Source organism: uncultured Sphingomonas sp. (assembly GCF_964250165.1).
Classification (GTDB): domain Bacteria; phylum Pseudomonadota; class Alphaproteobacteria; order Sphingomonadales; family Sphingomonadaceae; genus Sphingomonas.
The window spans coordinates 12583-28670 of the sequence record NZ_CAXUEK010000009.1; the positions used below are offsets into that span (position 1 = coordinate 12583).

Genomic DNA, 16088 nt, shown 5'->3' on the forward strand with positions numbered 1-16088 from the left:
TGTCGCGCGACCGATTGGCCAAAGGAGCGGCGCGGCGGGGACGAACGGAAGATGATCGAGATAGCGCTGTACGTCACGATCCTGGGCTCCCTCGTCCTGCTCACCTGGCTCGCGCTGAAGGCCTGGCCCGCGCTGGAGCGGGCGGTGCTCGGCGGCGAGACCAACCGGAAGCATGCGCTGGACGGCGCGTGCGGCATCCTCGCCTGCTCGGTGATGATCCATCACCTGCTGCTCCGCCACCTGATGGAGCTGCCGTTGAAGGACGATGGTCCGCTGCGGGCCCACCCGTTCGTCAACCAGCTCGGATCGGCGTCGGTCGCGCTGTTCTTCATGATCTCCGCCTATCTGTTCGGCGGGCGGCTGTTCGCCAGTCGGGGCCGGCTCGACGTGGCGTCCTTCGCGGTCGGCCGCGTCATGCGGATCGTGCCGCTCTACCTGTTCGTCGTGGCGCTCGTCGCCTGCCTGTGCCTGGCCCTGCAGGGCTTCGCCCTCACCGAGCCGCCGATCGCGTTGGCCAAGGAAGTCGGCTGCAACCTGCTGTTCAATTTCACGCCGATCTGCCCCGTGAACGGCGTCGCCGGCGCGCGGGAGATGCTCGGTCCCGTCTGGACGCTGCGCTACGAATGGATCCTCTACGCCGAGATCCCGCTGATGGCGCTGCTGTACCGGCGGCTGCGATGGTCGGTCGTGCTGTACGTGCCGCTGCTCGCCTCCGTGCAGCTGCTCCACGACGGCCGCTTCTATTTCTTCGTCGCGGGGCTCGCCTGCGCGCAGCTCGCCGCCCTCCCCAGCGTCCGGCTGTCGCGCCTGTGGCCCCTGGCCGGCGCCGCATCGCTGGCGATCCTGCTTGCCCGTTACTATCAATCCGTCTCGTGGAAGCAGGCGCTGCTGCTCATCCCCACGCTGGTCGCCATCCTGCAGGGACGGCGCTGGTTCGCGCTGCTCGGGGTGCGGCCGCTGCGGTATCTGGGAGAGATCAGTTTCAGCATCTACTTGCTGCACATGCCGGTGATCGTCGCGTTCACGGCGTTGACGGGAACCCGCTGGCGCATGATCGGGCCGGCGCGGATGGCGGCCGACGGCCTCATCATCGGCCTGCTCGTCCTGGTGATCGGCTCGATGACGTTCCTGACGATCGAAAAGCCGCTCATGCTTGTCAGATGGCGCCGCAAGGTGGTCACCAGGGGGAACGGAACGGGCGCGCCTGCACCCCTCTGAACGGCCGCGGCCGCGCTGCTGCAGGCCAGCAATCCGATCGCCGCCATGGGACCGGTCGGTTGCCGCTGACCGGCCGTTGCGCGGCGCGAGGCGTACGATAGGCTGGCGGGCATGAGCGCCCCTTCCCCCGCCGCGCGCGCCGCGCGGATGTTCCGGCTGTCGATCGGCACCTACCTCTCCGGCGGCTTCATCGTGTCGCTCATCAGCCTGCTGGTGCCGCGGCTGAAGCTGCTGATGGGGCTCGACTATTTCCGCGCGTCGCTGGTGCAGCTCGCCTTCCACTCCAGCTACCTGCTGTTCGCGCTGCCGATCACCGCGCTGCTCGTGCGGATCGGCTATATGCGCGGCATGGCGGCCGGGCTGGCGGTGATGGCGCTGGGCTGCGCGGGCTTCGTCGCGGCGGCGGGGGCGGCGAGCTACGGCGCGGTGCTGCTGGCCCTGCTGGCGCTGGCGGGGGGCATCACCTTCCTCCAGATCGCCGGCAACATCGTCGTCGCGGTGGTGGAGCCGGAGGCACGGGTGATCTCGCGGATGACGCTGCTGCAGGGCTTCAACTCGTTGGGCACGGTGCTGGCGCCACTGATCGGCGCGTCGTTCCTGCTGACCGAGAACAGCGCGGCCGGGACCGAGCGCGCCTGGGCGACGCTGGCGCTGCCGTTCGTCGCGTCGACGCTGGTGCTGCTCGCGCTGGCGGTCGCCTTCTGGCGCGCGCGCGACCTGCTCGCGGGGCTGCCCGCGCCGCGGCGGATGCCGCTCGCGGGGCTCGGGCGCGTGCTCGCCGATCGGCGGCTGCTCGCCGGCACGGCGGCGATGTTCGCCTATGTCGGTGCGGAGGTAACGATCGGCACGCTGCTGACCAACTATCTCGTCCAGCCCGCGATCCTGGGTGTCAGCCCGGCGGCGGCGGGGCGGCTGGTGAGCCTCTATTGGGCGGGCGCGATGGCGGGGCGGTTCCTGGGCGCACTGGTGCTGGTGCGCTGGCCGCCGCCGCGGGTGCTGGCGGGCGTCGCGGCCGGCGCGGTCGCGCTGGTGGCGCTGGCGATAGCGGCGACGGGGCCGCTCGGCGCGGCGGCGCTGATCGCGGTCGGGCTGATGAACGCGATCATGTATCCGACGCTGTTCGCGCTGTCGCTGCCCGACGACGAGGGCGCCGCGCCCTATGCCGCGATGGCCCTGTGCATGGCGGTGGTGGGCGGGGCGGTGGTGCCCGTGCTGACCGGCGCGCTTGCCGACGCCTATGGGCTGGCCGCGTCCCTCGCGCTGCCGGCGCTCTGCTATCTGGGGATCGCCGCGTTCGCGCTCGCCTGCGCCGGCGCCTGGGCGCGGCCCCGGCTGGCGCTGGCGTGACGCCGATCACGCCGGTGATCCACCCGTCCATCCGGTCCTGGCCTGCCCGGGTCTCAGATCGGGGCCGATCCGGGCCGAGCCTCGTGGCGGGCGTGATGCCGGTTTGACACCGCCGACGGCGCCATGCTTCTCTGACCTGGCCGGCCGAGACACGCGGGGCCGGTCACCGGAGGGGATCACGCATGGCCGTCAGCGTCACCACGACCAGCTCCAGCGATCCGGTGGCCCCGTCCGGCGGCGGCGCCGGGGTCGACGCGCCGGAGTTGCGCCTGTTCGTGTTCGCGCTTTTCTTCATCTTTGGCGGCATCACGAGCCTGAACGACGTCATCATCCCCAAGCTGAAGGACCTGTTCACGCTCAACTACACGCAGGCGATGCTGATCCAGTTCTGCTTCTTCACCGCCTATGCCGTGATCGGCATCCCGGGCGCGGCGCTGGTGAAGCGGACCGGCTACATGCGCGGCGCGGCGGCGGGGCTGCTGACGATGATGGCCGGCTGCCTCCTGTTCATCCCCGCCTCGCGCACGGGGATCTACGGCCTGTTCCTGTTCGCGCTGTTCGTGCTCGCGACGGGCGTGGTGCTGGTGCAGATCGTCGCCAACCCGCTCATCAGCCTGCTCGGGCCGCCGCAGACCGCGCCCAGCCGCCTCACCTTCGCGCAGGCGTTCAATTCGGTCGGCACGACGATCTTTCCGTTCGTCGGCTCGATCCTGATCCTGGCACCGCTCGCCGCCACCGCCGGGACCACGCCCCAATCCTTCTGGGACGTCACGCGCGTCGTCGATCCCGCCTGCCAGGGCGGCGGCGAGGCCGCGGCCGCCGCCGCCGCGCCGACCGCCGCCTTCCGCATCGCCGAGACGCAGGTGGTCGCCCATGCCTATCTGGGCCTTGCCATCGCGCTGGCGGCGATCGCCGGCGTGGTGTGGCTGTTCCGCAACCGGTTGCAGGGCGAGCGGCACGAGGCGTCCAGCCTGTCCGCCAGCATCGCGCTGCTTCGCCGGCCGCGCTTCGCGTTCGGGGCGCTGTGCATCTTCCTCTATGTCGGCGCCGAGGTCTCGATCGGGTCGACGCTCGTCAACTATCTCAAGTCCGGCCATGCCTTGTGCCTGACCGGGCAATCGGCGGGCAAGCAGCTGCTGTTCTACTGGGGCGGCGCCATGGTCGGCCGGTTCATCGGCTCGGCGGTGCTGCGCGCGGTCAGCCCCGGCAAGGTGCTGGCCGGGGTCGCGGTCGGCGCGATCGCGCTGATCCTCCTCTCCATCAATACCGGCGGCGCGACCGCGGCCGACACGCTGCTGGCGGTCGGGCTGATGAACTCGATCATGTTCCCGACCATCTTCGCGCTGGCCAGCGAGGGGCTGGGCGCGCGCGCGGCGGACGGATCGGGGATCATCAACGTCGCGATCTTCGGCGGCGCGGTGATCCCGCTGGTGACGGGCGCGCTCGCCGATGCGACGGGCCTGACGTCGGCGCTGCTGCTGCCGGCCGCCTGCTACGCGGTGATCGCCGGCTTCGGCCTCTATGCGCGGCGGCCCTATGCGGGGCCGGCGCCGGCCTGAACGGCCGGTCGTCAGCCCGGCCGCACCTGCCCGTCGCCGCGCACCACCGTCTTGTAGGTGGTGAGCGCGTCCAGCCCCACCGGCCCGCGCGCATGGAGCCGGCCGGTGGCGATGCCGATCTCCGCGCCGAAACCGAACTCGCCGCCGTCGGCGAACTGGGTGGAGGCGTTGTGGAGCACGATCGCGCTGTCCACCTCCGCCAGGAAGCGCGCCGCCGCCGCGCTGTCCTCGGCGACGATCGCGTCGGTATGGTGCGAGCCATGGCGCTCGACATGCGCGATCGCGCCCGCCACGCCGTCGACGGTCGCGACCGACAGGATCGCGTCGAGATATTCGGTCGACCAGTCTGCCGCCGCGGCCGTACGCAGCCGCGGGTCGAGCCCGAGCAGATCGGGCGTGACGCGAAGCTCGCAGCCGGCGGCGAGCAGGTCGGCGAGCAGCGCCGCCGTCAGCGCGGGCGGCGTGGCGGCGTCGATCAGCAGCGTCTCGGCCGCGCCGCACACGCCGGTGCGGCGCAGCTTGGCATTGAGCGCGATCGCGCGCGCCTTGGCGGGATCGGCGGAGCGATCGACATAGACGTGGCACAGCCCCTCCAGGTGGGCGAGCACGGGGACGCGCGCATCGGCCTCGACGCGCGCGACCAGCGCCTTGCCGCCGCGCGGGACGATGACGTCGATCAGGCCGCGCGCGGCGAGCATCGCGCCGACGGCGGCGCGGTCCGCGGTAGGGACGAGCTGCACGGCCGCCTCGGGCAGCCCGGCGGCGGCAAGGCCGTGCGCGAAGGCGGCATGGATGGCGCGGTTGCTCGCGGTCGCCTCGGAGCCGCCGCGCAGGATCGCGGCGCTGCCCGCCATCACGCACAGCGCGGCGGCGTCGGCGGTGACGTTGGGGCGGCTTTCGTAGATGATGCCGATGACGCCGAGCGGCACGCGCACCTGCGCGAAGCGCAAGCCGTTGGGGCGCGTCCAGGCGGCGATCTCCCGCCCGACCGGGTCGGGCAAGGCGGCGACCGTCTCCAGCCCGGCGGCCATCGCCGCCACCCGGCCAGGATCGAGGCGCAGCCGGTCGAGCATCGCCGCCCCTAGCCCCGCCGCGCCGGCGCGTCCCATGTCGGCGAGGTTGGCGGCGAGGATCGCGTCGGCCTCCTCGCGCAGGGCGGCGGCGGCGCGGCGGAGCGCGTCCGCCTTCTGCACGGTCGGCGCATGGGCGAGCGCGCGCGCGGCGGCGCGCGCCGCCTCGCCCATCGCCCCGATCAGCGCCGCGGCGTCGCTCACAGCAGCACCAGCTGGTCGCGGTGGATCAGCGCCGAACGCGGCGGGTAGCCGAGCAGCGCCGCCTGCGCCTCATGGCGATGACCGGCGATCCGGCTCGCCTCGGCCACGTCATAGGCGGCGATGCCGCGCGCCACCGCGCCGCCGGGGCCGAGCACCTCGACCACGTCACCGCGGGCGAAGCCGCCTTCGACCGCGGTGACGCCGGCGGCGAGCAGGCTGCCGCCCTTCGCCAGCGCCGTCGCCGCGCCGGCGTCGACCGTCACCCGCCCGCGCGCCGTGCGCCGGCTGGCGAGCCATGCCTTGCGGCGCGAAACGCCGGCGGCGGCGGGGAACAGCGTGCCGCGCCCGGTCGCCGCGAAGCGGTGCAGCGGGTGATCCTCGCGGCCCGAGGCGATGGCGAGGTCGACGCCCGCGCGCGCCGCCAGCCGCGCCGCTTCCAGCTTGGCCGCCATCCCGCCGGTGCCGAGCGTGGAGGCAGCCCCGGCCAGGCGCTCGACGGCGGCGTCGACCACGGGCACGATCTCGATCAGCGCCGCCGCCGGATCGCGCGCCGGATCGGCGGTGTGGAGCCCGTCCACGTCGGAGAGCAGGATGACGCCTGCCGCGCCCGCCGCCTGCGCGACGCGGGCGGCAAGCCGGTCATTGTCGCCGAAGCGGATCTCGGCCGTCGCGACGCTGTCATTCTCGTTGAGCACCGGCACCGCCCCCAGCCCGAGCAGCCGATCGAGCGTGGCGGCGGCATTGAGATAGCGGCGTCGGTCCTCCAGATCGTCCAGCGTCAGCAGCATCTGCGCGGCGGTGAGCCCCCGCGCGGCGAGCAGCGCGGCCCAGAGCCCGGCGAGCGCGATCTGGCCGCAGGCGGCGGCGGCCTGCGAGTCCTCCAGGCTGGCGCGGCCGCCGCGCGGCAGGTTCAGGGTCCTGGCGCCGAGCGCGATCGCGCCCGAGGAAACGAGCACCACCGCCTGGCCGGCCGCGCGCCGCTCGGCCACGTCGTCGACCAGCGTCGCCAGCCAGTCGCGCCGCGGCGCGCCGTCGGGGCCGATCAGCAGCGACGAGCCGATCTTGACCACCAGCCGCGGGCAGCGCGCGGGGGCGAAGCGGTCGGCGATGGTCACGCGAGCGCTCCCGCTTCCTGCACCCGCCCGTCATCCCCGCGCAGGCGGGGACCCATTCTCGCCGCGCCAGGAGCTGCGCCGCCGACCAGCACAGATGGATTCCCGCGTTCGCGGGAATGACGGGGGTGTTGGGCGCATTCAGCAACCCCGAGTAACTTCATCGCGACGCCGGCTACGCCGCCCAGGGCTGCGGCCGGCGCGCCTCATAGGCGTCGATCGCAGCGGCATGGGTCAGCGTGAGGCCGATATCGTCCAGCCCCTCCAGCAGCATCCGCCGACGCAACGGATCGAGGGTGAAGGCGATCGCCTCGCCGTCCGGCCGCACCACCACCTGCCGCTCCAGATCGACCTCGATCATCGCGTTCGGCCCGCGCCGCGCGTCCTCCATCAGCGCCTCGCACGCCGCGCGCGGCAGGACGATCGGCAGCAGGCCGTTCTTGAGCGCGTTGTTGGCGAAGATGTCGCCGAAGCTCGGCGCGATCACGCAGGCGATGCCGTGATCGAGCAGCGCCCAGGAGGCGTGCTCGCGCGACGAGCCGCAGCCGAAATTGTCGCCCGCCACCAGGATCTTCGCCCCCGCATAGCGCGGCTGGTCCAGCACGAACCCGGAATCGCGGCGCAGGTCCGCGAACAGGTGGCGGCCGAGGCCGGTGCGCTCGATCGTCTTGAGGAAGCGCGCCGGGATGATCTGGTCGGTGTCGACGTTCGCCTGGCCCAGCGGCGCGGCGGCGGCGGTCAGCCGCGTGAAGGGCGTCATGCGACCGGCTCCAGCGCGGCGGGATCGACGAAGCGGCCGGCGATCGCGGCCGCCGCGGCGAGCGCGGGCGAGACGAGGTGGGTGCGCCCCCCCGGTCCCTGCCGGCCCTCGAAGTTGCGGTTGGAGGTGGACGCGCAGCGCCGGCCCGCGCCGAGCTTGTCCGGATTCATGCCCAGGCACATCGAGCAGCCCGCCTCGCGCCATTCGAACCCGGCGTCGATCAGGATGCGGGCGAGCCCCTCCTCCTCCGCCTGGCGCTTGACCAGCCCCGAGCCGGGCACCACCAGCGCGCGCATGCCCGGCGCGACGTGGCGGCCGCGCGCGACGCGGGCGGCCTCGCGCAGGTCCTCGATGCGCCCGTTGGTGCAGCTGCCGATGAACACGGTGTCCACCCTTGCCTCGGCGAGCGACTGGCCGGGCTGGAGGCCCATGTAATCGAGTTGCCGCTGCACCTGCGCCGGATCGGCGGCGTCGGCCGGATCGGGCGCGCGGCCGTCGACCGGCACCGCCGTCTCGGGGCTGGTGCCCCAGGTCACCATCGGGCGCACGGTGGCGGCGTCGATCGCGATCTCCGCGTCGAAGTGCGCGTCGGCATCGCTCGGCAGGGTGCGCCACCACGCCACCGCCGCGTCCCAATCGGCGCCGGCGGGCGCGAAGGGGCGGCCCTTCACATAGGCGAAGGTCGTGTCGTCGGGGGCGACCAGCCCGGCACGCGCGCCCGCCTCGATGGCGAGGTTGCACAGCGTCATCCGCCCGGCCATGTCGAGCGCCCGCACCGCCTCGCCGGCGAACTCGATCGCGTGGCCGGTGCCACCGGCGGTGCCGATGGTGGCGATGACCGCCAGCGCCAGGTCCTTGGCCGATACGCCCTCGCGCAAGCGGCCGTGCGCGGTGATCCGCATCGTCCTGGCGCGGCGCTGGAGCAGCGTCTGGGTGGCGAGCACATGCTCGACCTCCGACGTGCCGATCCCGAAGGCGAGCGCGCCGAACGCGCCATGCGTCGAGGTGTGGCTGTCGCCGCAGACGATCGTCAGCCCGGGCTGGCTCAGTCCCTGCTCGGGGCCGATGATGTGGACGATGCCCTGCCGCGCGTCGTCGAGCGGGAAATAGGGCACGCCGAACTCGGCGACGTTGCGCTCCAAGGTCGCGAGCTGGAGCGCGCTCTCCGGCTCGCTCACCGGCGTGGCCCGATCGGTGGTGGGGACGTTGTGGTCGGCGACCGCGGTGGTCAGGTCGGGGCGGCGGACGCGCCGCCCGGCGGCGCGTAGCCCCTCGAACGCCTGCGGGCTCGTCACCTCGTGCACCAGGTGCCGGTCGATATAGAGCAGCGCCGTGCCGTCGGGCAGCGTGTCGACCACATGCGCGTCGAACAGCTTGTCGTAGAGGGTGCGGGCCATCGCGCTCACCCCTGCGCCGCGACGACGGGCGCGATGCGGCGCTCGCGCTTGTGGAGCAGCTTGTTGAGCGCGTGGATATAGGCGCGCACGCCCGAGATGACGGTGTCGACGTCGGACCCCTGGCCGTCCACCGACAGCCCGTCCTCCTCCAGCCGCACGGTGGTGCGCGCCTGCGCGTCCGAGCCGCCGGTGATCGCGCCGACCGCGTAGAGCGTCAGTTCGGCGGTGTGCGGCAGCACCGCGCGCACGGCGTTGAAGCCGGCGTCGACCGGTCCGTCGCCCGCCGCCTCGGCGACATGGCGCTCGCCGTCCACCATCACCTCGACGGTCGCGCGCGCGCCGCCCTTGCTCGACGACGACAGGCTGATCTCGACGAGGCGGATGCGCGCGTGATCGCGCACCAGCTCCTCGTCGATCAGCGCCACCAGGTCCTCCTCGAACACCGTCTTCTTGCGGTCGGCGAGCTCCTTGAAGCGGCGGAACGCGTCCTGCAGCCGGTTGTCGCCGATGTCGGGATAGCCGAGCTCGGCCAGCTTGGCGCGGAACGCGGCGCGGCCCGAATGCTTGCCCAGCACCAGGCTGGAGCGTTTCCAGCCGACGCTCTCGGGCGTCATGATCTCGTAGGAGCCGGCGTTCTTGAGCATGCCGTCCTGGTGGATGCCGCTCTCGTGCGCGAAGGCGTTGCGGCCGACGATCGCCTTGTTGGGCTGGACATCGAAGCCGGTGACGGTGGCGAGCAGGCGCGAGGTAGCGAGCAGGCGCGTGGTGTCGACGCCCGTCTCATAGGGGTTGGCGTCGGGGCGGGTGCGGATCGCCATCACCACCTCCTCCAGCGCGGCGTTGCCCGCGCGCTCGCCGATCCCGTTGATCGTGCATTCCACCTGCCGCGCGCCCACCGACAGCGCCGCCAGCGCGTTGGCGACCGCCAGGCCCAGATCATTGTGGTTGTGGGTCGACAGGATCACGCCGTCCGCGCCGGACACGGCCGCGCGGATGTCGGCGAACATCGCGGCCATGTCGGCGGGGGTCGCATAGCCGACCGTGTCGGGCAGGTTGATCGTGGTCGCGCCGGCCCGGATCGCGCGATCGACCGCACGGCGCAGGAAGTCGCGCTCGGTCCGCGTCGCGTCCTCCGCGGACCATTCGACGTCCTCGACCAGGTCGCGCGCCTGCGTGACGGACGCGGTGATCGCGTCGAGCACGTCGTCTGGCGCCATCCTGAGCTTGTGCTTCATGTGCAGCGGGCTGGTGGAGAGGAAGGTATGGATGCGCCGCCGCTCGGCCGGGCGGACCGCCTGGCCGGCGCGGGCGATGTCGGCACGCGCGGCGCGGGCGAGGCCGCAGATCACCGGCCCCTCGATCTCCCGCGCGATCGCCTCGACGGCGGCATAGTCGTCGGGCGAGGCGATCGGGAACCCCGCCTCGATCACGTCGACCCCGAGCGCGGCGAGCGCGTGCGCCATGCGCAGCTTCTCGGCGGTGGTCATGGAAAAGCCGGGCGACTGCTCGCCGTCGCGCAGGGTGGTATCGAAGACGATCACGCGATCGTCGGCGAGGCTACCGAAACTGGGGTGGTGGAAGGTCATCGCTGGCTCGTGCTGCTGGAGGGTCCGGGCGGGCTCCCCTGAGCGCCGCCTGCCCCTCGCACGGGCATCGACGCGCTCAGGGGCGGCGAAGTCGAAGCAGGGCCGGGAGCATCCTCATCGCCGACAGCATAGCGGGCCGGTGGTCAAGCACAACCTCCTTTCTGCTCGCCATCGCGCCGCGTAACAATGTTGCTGATAGCGGCGGGTCGTCTGCAGGGTTGTTTCCCCGACCCTTGCGGCATTACATGCGCGCCATGCCTGTCCTCCGCTCCCGCACCACCACTCATGGCCGCAACATGGCGGGCGCGCGCGGGCTGTGGCGCGCGACGGGGATGAAGGACGAGGATTTCGGCAAGCCGATCGTCGCCGTGTGCAACAGCTTCACCCAGTTCGTGCCGGGCCATGTCCACCTGAAGGACCTGGGCCAGCTGGTCGCGCGCGAGATCGAGACGGCCGGCGGCGTCGCCAAGGAGTTCAACACCATCGCGGTCGATGACGGCATCGCGATGGGGCATGGGGGCATGCTCTATTCGCTGCCCAGCCGCGAGCTGATCGCCGACAGCGTCGAATACATGGCCAACGCCCATTGCGCCGACGCGCTGGTGTGCATCTCCAACTGCGACAAGATCACGCCGGGCATGCTGATGGCGGCGCTCAGGCTCAACATCCCCGCCGTGTTCGTGTCGGGCGGGCCGATGGAGGCGGGCAAGGTCAAGATCGACGGGATCACGCGCGCGCTCGACCTGGTCGACGCGATGGTGGCGGCCGCCGACGATCGCGTGCCCGAACCGGAGCTGGCGGTGATCGAGCGCTCGGCCTGCCCGACCTGCGGCTCCTGCTCGGGCATGTTCACCGCCAATTCGATGAACTGCCTGACCGAGGCGCTGGGGCTGTCGCTGCCCGGCAACGGCTCGACGCTGGCGACGCATGCCGACCGCGAGCGGCTGTTCCGCGAGGCGGGGCGGCTGGTCGTCGACCTGTGCGAGCGCTGGTACCAGCGCGACGACGCCACCGCCCTGCCCCGCGGCGTCGCCACCAAGGCGGCGTTCGAGAATGCGATGACGCTGGACATCGCGATGGGCGGCTCGACCAACACCGTGCTCCACCTGCTCGCCGCCGCGCACGAGGCGGAGGTGGACTTCACGATGCACGACATCGACCGGCTGAGCCGCCGCGTGCCCGTGCTGTGCAAGGTCGCGCCCGCCAAGGCCGATGTCCACATGGAGGACGTCCACCGCGCCGGCGGGGTGATGGCGATCCTGGGCGAGCTGGCGGCGGGCGGGCTGATCGACGCCTCGCTGCCGACGGTGCATTCGCCCACGATGAGCGATGCGCTGGCGCGCTGGGACGTGGGCCGGAGCGACAGCGAGGCGGCGGCCGAGTTCTACCGCGCGGCGCCCGGCGGCGTGCCGACGCAGCAGGCGTTCAGCCAGGCGCGGCGCTGGGAGGCGCTCGACCTCGATCGCGCGGGCGGCGTGATCCGCGACGTGGCGCACCCCTTCTCGGCCGATGGCGGGCTGGCGGTGCTGCACGGCAACGTGGCCGAGCATGGCTGCATCGTGAAGACGGCGGGCGTGGACGATTCGGTCCTGCGCTTCCACGGCCCGGCGCGCGTGTTCGAGAGCCAGGATGCGGCGGTGACCGGCATCCTCACCGGCCAGGTCGTCGCGGGCGAGGTGGTGGTGATCCGCTACGAGGGGCCCCGCGGCGGGCCGGGGATGCAGGAGATGCTCTACCCGACCAGCTATCTCAAGGCGCGCGGCCTGGGCGCGGCCTGCGCGCTGGTGACGGACGGGCGGTTCTCGGGGGGCACGTCGGGGCTGTCGATCGGCCATGTCTCGCCCGAAGCGGCGGAGGGCGGCGTGATCGCGCTGGTCGAGACCGGCGACCGGGTGGAGATCGACATTCCGGCGCGCACGATCGCGCTGGCGGTGAGCGAGGAGGAGCTGGAACGCCGCCGCGCCGCCCAGCGCGCGCGCGGCCCGGCCGCGTTCACGCCCGTGAGCCGCGAGCGGGCGGTGTCGCCCGCGCTCCAGGCCTACGCAGCGATGACGACCAGCGCCGCGCGGGGCGCAGTGCGCGATGTGACGCAGCTCACGCGGGTTTAGGCCCCCTTTCCCGTCATCCCCGCGCAGGCGGGGATCCATTATCGCTGCGCAGTGCCAGCTCCGAAGGCTGGTCCGGAATGGATGCCCGCCTTCGCGGGAATGACGAGGGCGCCGTCGGGAATGACGGGGATGATGGAAGCCGGTTGACGAACCTGCTCGCGACGGCTAGTTGCTCTCACGATCCTATTGGAGCAACAAAGTTGCGCACTCTCGTACTTATCGGAGCGATGCTGGACGGGTGATCTCCTGATCGCCCGCTCCCGGTGTCGCATGCAGGCTCCTTCGGGGGCCTTTTTCATGCCCGCCTGACCTGGATGGACGCCATGCTGCTGGAAGCCGAAGCCAAGACTGCCGAGACCGCGCCGACGACGGGGGCCGCGATCGTCGTGCGCGCGCTGCTCGATGCGGGCGTCGACACCATCTTCGGCTATCCCGGCGGGGCGGTGCTGCCGATCTACGACGCGCTGTTCCACGAGCCGCGGCTGCGCCACATCCTGGTCCGGCACGAGCAGGGCGCGACGCATGCGGCGGAGGGCTATGCGCGCTCCACCGGCAAGCCGGGCGTGGTGCTGGTGACGAGCGGGCCGGGCGCGACCAACGCCGTCACCGGCATCGTCGACGCGCTGATGGACTCGATCCCGATGGTGGTCCTCACCGGCCAGGTGCCGACGCACCTGATCGGGTCCGACGCCTTCCAGGAATGCGATACGGTCGGCATCACGCGCTCGTGCACCAAGCACAATTTGCTGGTCCGCCGCGTCGAGGACCTGGCGCCGGCGATCCACGAGGCGTTCCACATCGCCACCAGCGGCCGCCCCGGCCCGGTGCTGATCGACATCCCCAAGGACGTGCAGCTGAGCGAGGTGACCTATCAGGGACCGGAAGCGGGCGAGCATCGCCGCCGCTATGCGCCCCGCGTCGATGGCGACCGGGCGGCGATCGCACGTGCAATCGACCTGCTGGCCGGGGCGGAACGGCCGATCATCTACACCGGCGGCGGGATCATCAACGCCGGGCCGGACGCCAGCCGTGCCCTGACCGATCTGGCGCGCGCGATCGGCGCGCCCGTCACCTCGACGCTGATGGGGCTGGGCGCGTTCCCGGCCGGCGATCCGCAATGGCTGGGGATGCTCGGGATGCACGGGTCGTACGAGGCGAACCACGCCATGCACGACTGCGACGTGATGCTGTGCGTCGGCGCGCGCTTCGACGACCGGGTGACGGGGCGGCCCGACGCCTTCTCGCCCGGCAGCCGCAAGATCCATGTCGACATCGACCCGAGCTCGATCGGCAAGGTGGTGCCGACCGAGATCGGCATCGTCGGCGACGCGGGCCGCGTCCTCGACGCGATGCTGACGGCGTGGCGGGCACGCGAGCGCGGCGACCGCGCGGCGCGGCTGGCGGGGTGGTGGGAGCGGATCGCCGGCTGGCGCGCGCGCGACTGCTTCGGCTTCGCGCCCGATCCCGCGCGCATCCGCCCGCAGCACGCGGTCGCGCGGCTGGAGGCGCTGACCCGCGATCGCGACCGCTACATCACCACCGAGGTCGGCCAGCACCAGATGTGGGCGGCGCAGTATCTCCGCTTCGAGGCGCCGAACCGCTGGATGACCTCGGGCGGGCTCGGCACGATGGGCTATGGCCTGCCCGCCGCGATCGGCGTCCAGCTCGCGCACCCCGACGCGCTGGTGATCGACGTCGCCGGCGAGGCCTCGATCCAGATGTGCATCCAGGAGCTGTCCACCGCCGTCCAGCACCGGCTGCCGGTCAAGATCTTCATCCTCAACAACGAGTGGATGGGGATGGTCCGGCAATGGCAGCAGCTGCTGCACGGCGAGCGCTACAGCCACAGCTATTCGGAATCGCTGCCCGACTTCGTCAAGCTGGCCGAGGCCTATGGCGCGACGGGCCTGCGCGTCGAGCACCCGGATGGGCTCGACGATGCGATCCGGACGATGATCGACACGCCCGGCCCGGTGGTGCTCGACTGCCGCGTCGTGAAGGAGGAGAACTGCTTCCCGATGATCCCGTCGGGCCGCGCGCACAATGACATGCTGCTGGGCGATGTCGCCGCGGCGATGGACATTGGCGAGGCGATCGACCCGGCCGGGCGGCGGCTGGTCTGATGGCATCGGCCTACGACCTGACGACGGAGGCCGCGCCCGAGCGCCGCGCCACCTTCGCGGTGCTGGTCGACAACGAGCCGGGCGTGCTGCATCGGCTGGTCGGGCTGTTCTCCGCGCGCGGCTACAACATCGAGACGCTGACCGTCGCCGAGACCGATCATGCCGAGCATGTCTCGCGCGTGACGGTGGTCAGCCGCGGCACCGAGCCGATCCTCCAGCAGATCGAGGCGCAGCTGCAGAAGATGGTCGCCGTGCGCACCGTCGTCGACGTGAGCCGCGATCCGCTCGGCGTCGAGCGCGAACTGGCGCTGGTCAAGGTGCGCGGCGGCGGGCCGGAGCGGGTCGAGGCGCTGCGGCTCGCCGAGATCTTCCGCGCCAAGGTGATCGATACGACGCTGGAGAGCTTCATCTTCGAGGTGACGGGCGCGCCCGACAAGATCGACAGCTTCGAGGAGCTGATGCGCCCGCTCGGCCTGGTCGAGACATCCCGCACCGGCGTGCTCTCCATCCGCCGCGGCACTGCCCGCTAACGAACTTCATCAAGGGGACCACAAATGCGCGTGTACTATGACGCCGACGCCGATCGCGACCTCATCAAGGGCAAGAAGGTCGCGATCGTCGGGTACGGCAGCCAGGGCCATGCCCATGCCGCCAACCTGCGCGACAGCGGCGTCGGCGAGGTGGTGGTGGCGCTGCGCCCCGGCTCGGCAAGCGCCGCCAAGGCGGAGGCCGCCGGCTTCCGCGTGATGGCGAACGCCGACGCGGCGCGCTGGGCCGATCTGGTGATGGTGCTCGCGCCCGACGAGGCGCAGGCGGCGATCTGGGCGGCGGACCTCGCCCCGCACATGCAGCCGGGCGCGGCGCTCGCCTTCGCGCACGGGCTGAACATCCATTTCGGATTGATCGAGCCGCGCGCCGACCTGGACGTGTTCATGGTCGCGCCCAAGGGACCGGGCCACACGGTCCGCTCCGAGTATCAGCGCGGTGGCGGCGTGCCGTGCCTGGTGGCGGTCGCCCAGGAGGCGGCGGGCGAGGCGGGCGGCGGCGGCAACGGTCACGCCATGGCGCTGGCGCTCTCCTACGCCTCCGCGGTCGGCGGCGGCCGCTCGGGCATCATCGAGACGACGTTCCGCGAGGAATGCGAGACCGACCTGTTCGGCGAGCAGGCGGTGCTGTGCGGCGGCCTCACCCACCTCATCATGGCGGGGTTCGAGACGCTCACCGAGGCCGGCTACGCGCCCGAGATGGCGTATTTCGAGTGCCTGCACGAGGTGAAGCTGATCGTCGACCTGCTCTATCAGGGCGGGATCGCCAACATGCGCTACTCGATCTCCAACACCGCGGAATATGGCGACATCGCGACCGGTCCGCGCATCGTCACCGAGGCGACCAAGGCGGAGATGAAGCGGGTGCTCCACGACATCCAGCGCGGCCGGTTCGTGCGCGACTTCATCACCGACATGCGCGCCGGCGCCCCCGAGCTGAAGGCGAGCCGCAAGGCCGTGGCGGCCCACCCGATCGAGAAGGTCGGCCGCGAGCTCCGCGCGATGATGCCGTGGATCGAACAGGGCAAGCTGGTCGACCGCGCGGTCAACTGACCCCGC

Annotated in this window: 12 protein-coding genes; 7 read left to right on the top strand and 5 right to left on the bottom strand. The window is 72.1% G+C overall.

Annotation, left to right across the window (positions count from 1 at the left end):
• The first annotated feature begins 51 nt into the window (after positions 1-51).
• The 3 genes from ACFE64_RS03260 (at position 52) to ACFE64_RS03270 (ending at position 4124) form a co-directional block, all read left to right on the top strand.
• A complete protein-coding gene (locus ACFE64_RS03260; RefSeq protein WP_375391022.1) occupies positions 52-1218 on the top strand; it encodes an acyltransferase family protein in 1167 nt (388 codons plus the stop codon).
• Positions 1219-1329: 111 nt separating this feature from the next.
• Positions 1330-2565 carry an MFS transporter gene (locus tag ACFE64_RS03265; RefSeq protein WP_375391023.1) on the top strand — a complete coding sequence of 412 codons (1236 nt, stop codon included), beginning with the start codon at positions 1330-1332 and terminating at the stop codon, positions 2563-2565.
• Between the two features lie 182 nt (positions 2566-2747).
• Entirely contained in the window at positions 2748-4124 is a 1377-nt protein-coding gene (locus ACFE64_RS03270) for a sugar MFS transporter (RefSeq protein ID WP_375391024.1), read from the top strand.
• Positions 4125-4135: 11 nt separating this feature from the next.
• On the opposite strand, the gene ACFE64_RS03275 is transcribed toward ACFE64_RS03270, so the two are convergent.
• From ACFE64_RS03275 to ACFE64_RS03295, 5 genes are all read right to left on the bottom strand, one after another.
• Positions 4136-5368 (bottom strand): glutamate-5-semialdehyde dehydrogenase, encoded by a 1233-nt coding sequence (locus ACFE64_RS03275; RefSeq protein ID WP_375391061.1) that lies wholly within the window; start codon positions 5366-5368, stop codon positions 4136-4138.
• A 26-nt stretch (positions 5369-5394) separates the two neighbouring features.
• A complete protein-coding gene (gene proB / locus ACFE64_RS03280; RefSeq protein ID WP_375391025.1) occupies positions 5395-6513 on the bottom strand; it encodes a glutamate 5-kinase in 1119 nt (372 codons plus the stop codon).
• 172 nt (positions 6514-6685) lie between these two features.
• A complete protein-coding gene (gene leuD / locus ACFE64_RS03285) occupies positions 6686-7270 on the bottom strand; it encodes a 3-isopropylmalate dehydratase small subunit (RefSeq protein WP_375391026.1) in 585 nt (194 codons plus the stop codon).
• Entirely contained in the window at positions 7267-8667 is a 1401-nt protein-coding gene (gene leuC, locus ACFE64_RS03290; RefSeq protein ID WP_375391027.1) for a 3-isopropylmalate dehydratase large subunit, read from the bottom strand. The genes leuD and leuC overlap by 4 nt, the downstream gene beginning before the upstream one ends.
• Before the next feature lie 5 nt (positions 8668-8672).
• Positions 8673-10253 (bottom strand): 2-isopropylmalate synthase, encoded by a 1581-nt coding sequence (locus tag ACFE64_RS03295; RefSeq protein ID WP_375391028.1) that lies wholly within the window; start codon positions 10251-10253, stop codon positions 8673-8675.
• Between the two features lie 254 nt (positions 10254-10507).
• Between ACFE64_RS03295 and ilvD the strand changes: the two genes are divergently transcribed.
• From ilvD to ilvC, 4 genes are all read left to right on the top strand, one after another.
• On the top strand, positions 10508-12361 hold the full coding sequence (gene ilvD / locus ACFE64_RS03300; RefSeq protein ID WP_375391029.1) for a dihydroxy-acid dehydratase: 1854 nt from the start codon (positions 10508-10510) through the stop codon (positions 12359-12361).
• A gap of 323 nt (positions 12362-12684) precedes the next feature.
• The gene (locus ACFE64_RS03305) at positions 12685-14484 is read left to right on the top strand and encodes an acetolactate synthase 3 large subunit (RefSeq protein ID WP_375391030.1); all 1800 of its coding nucleotides are present in this window, start codon (positions 12685-12687) and stop codon (positions 14482-14484) included.
• Positions 14484-15014: an acetolactate synthase small subunit gene (ilvN, locus tag ACFE64_RS03310; RefSeq protein ID WP_375391031.1), complete on the top strand. Its 531-nt coding sequence runs from the start codon at positions 14484-14486 to the stop codon at positions 15012-15014. Before ACFE64_RS03305 ends, ilvN begins: the two co-directional genes overlap by 1 nt.
• Positions 15015-15038: 24 nt before the next feature.
• Positions 15039-16082: a ketol-acid reductoisomerase gene (gene ilvC, locus ACFE64_RS03315; RefSeq protein WP_375391032.1), complete on the top strand. Its 1044-nt coding sequence runs from the start codon at positions 15039-15041 to the stop codon at positions 16080-16082.
• Positions 16083-16088: the final 6 nt, after the last annotated feature.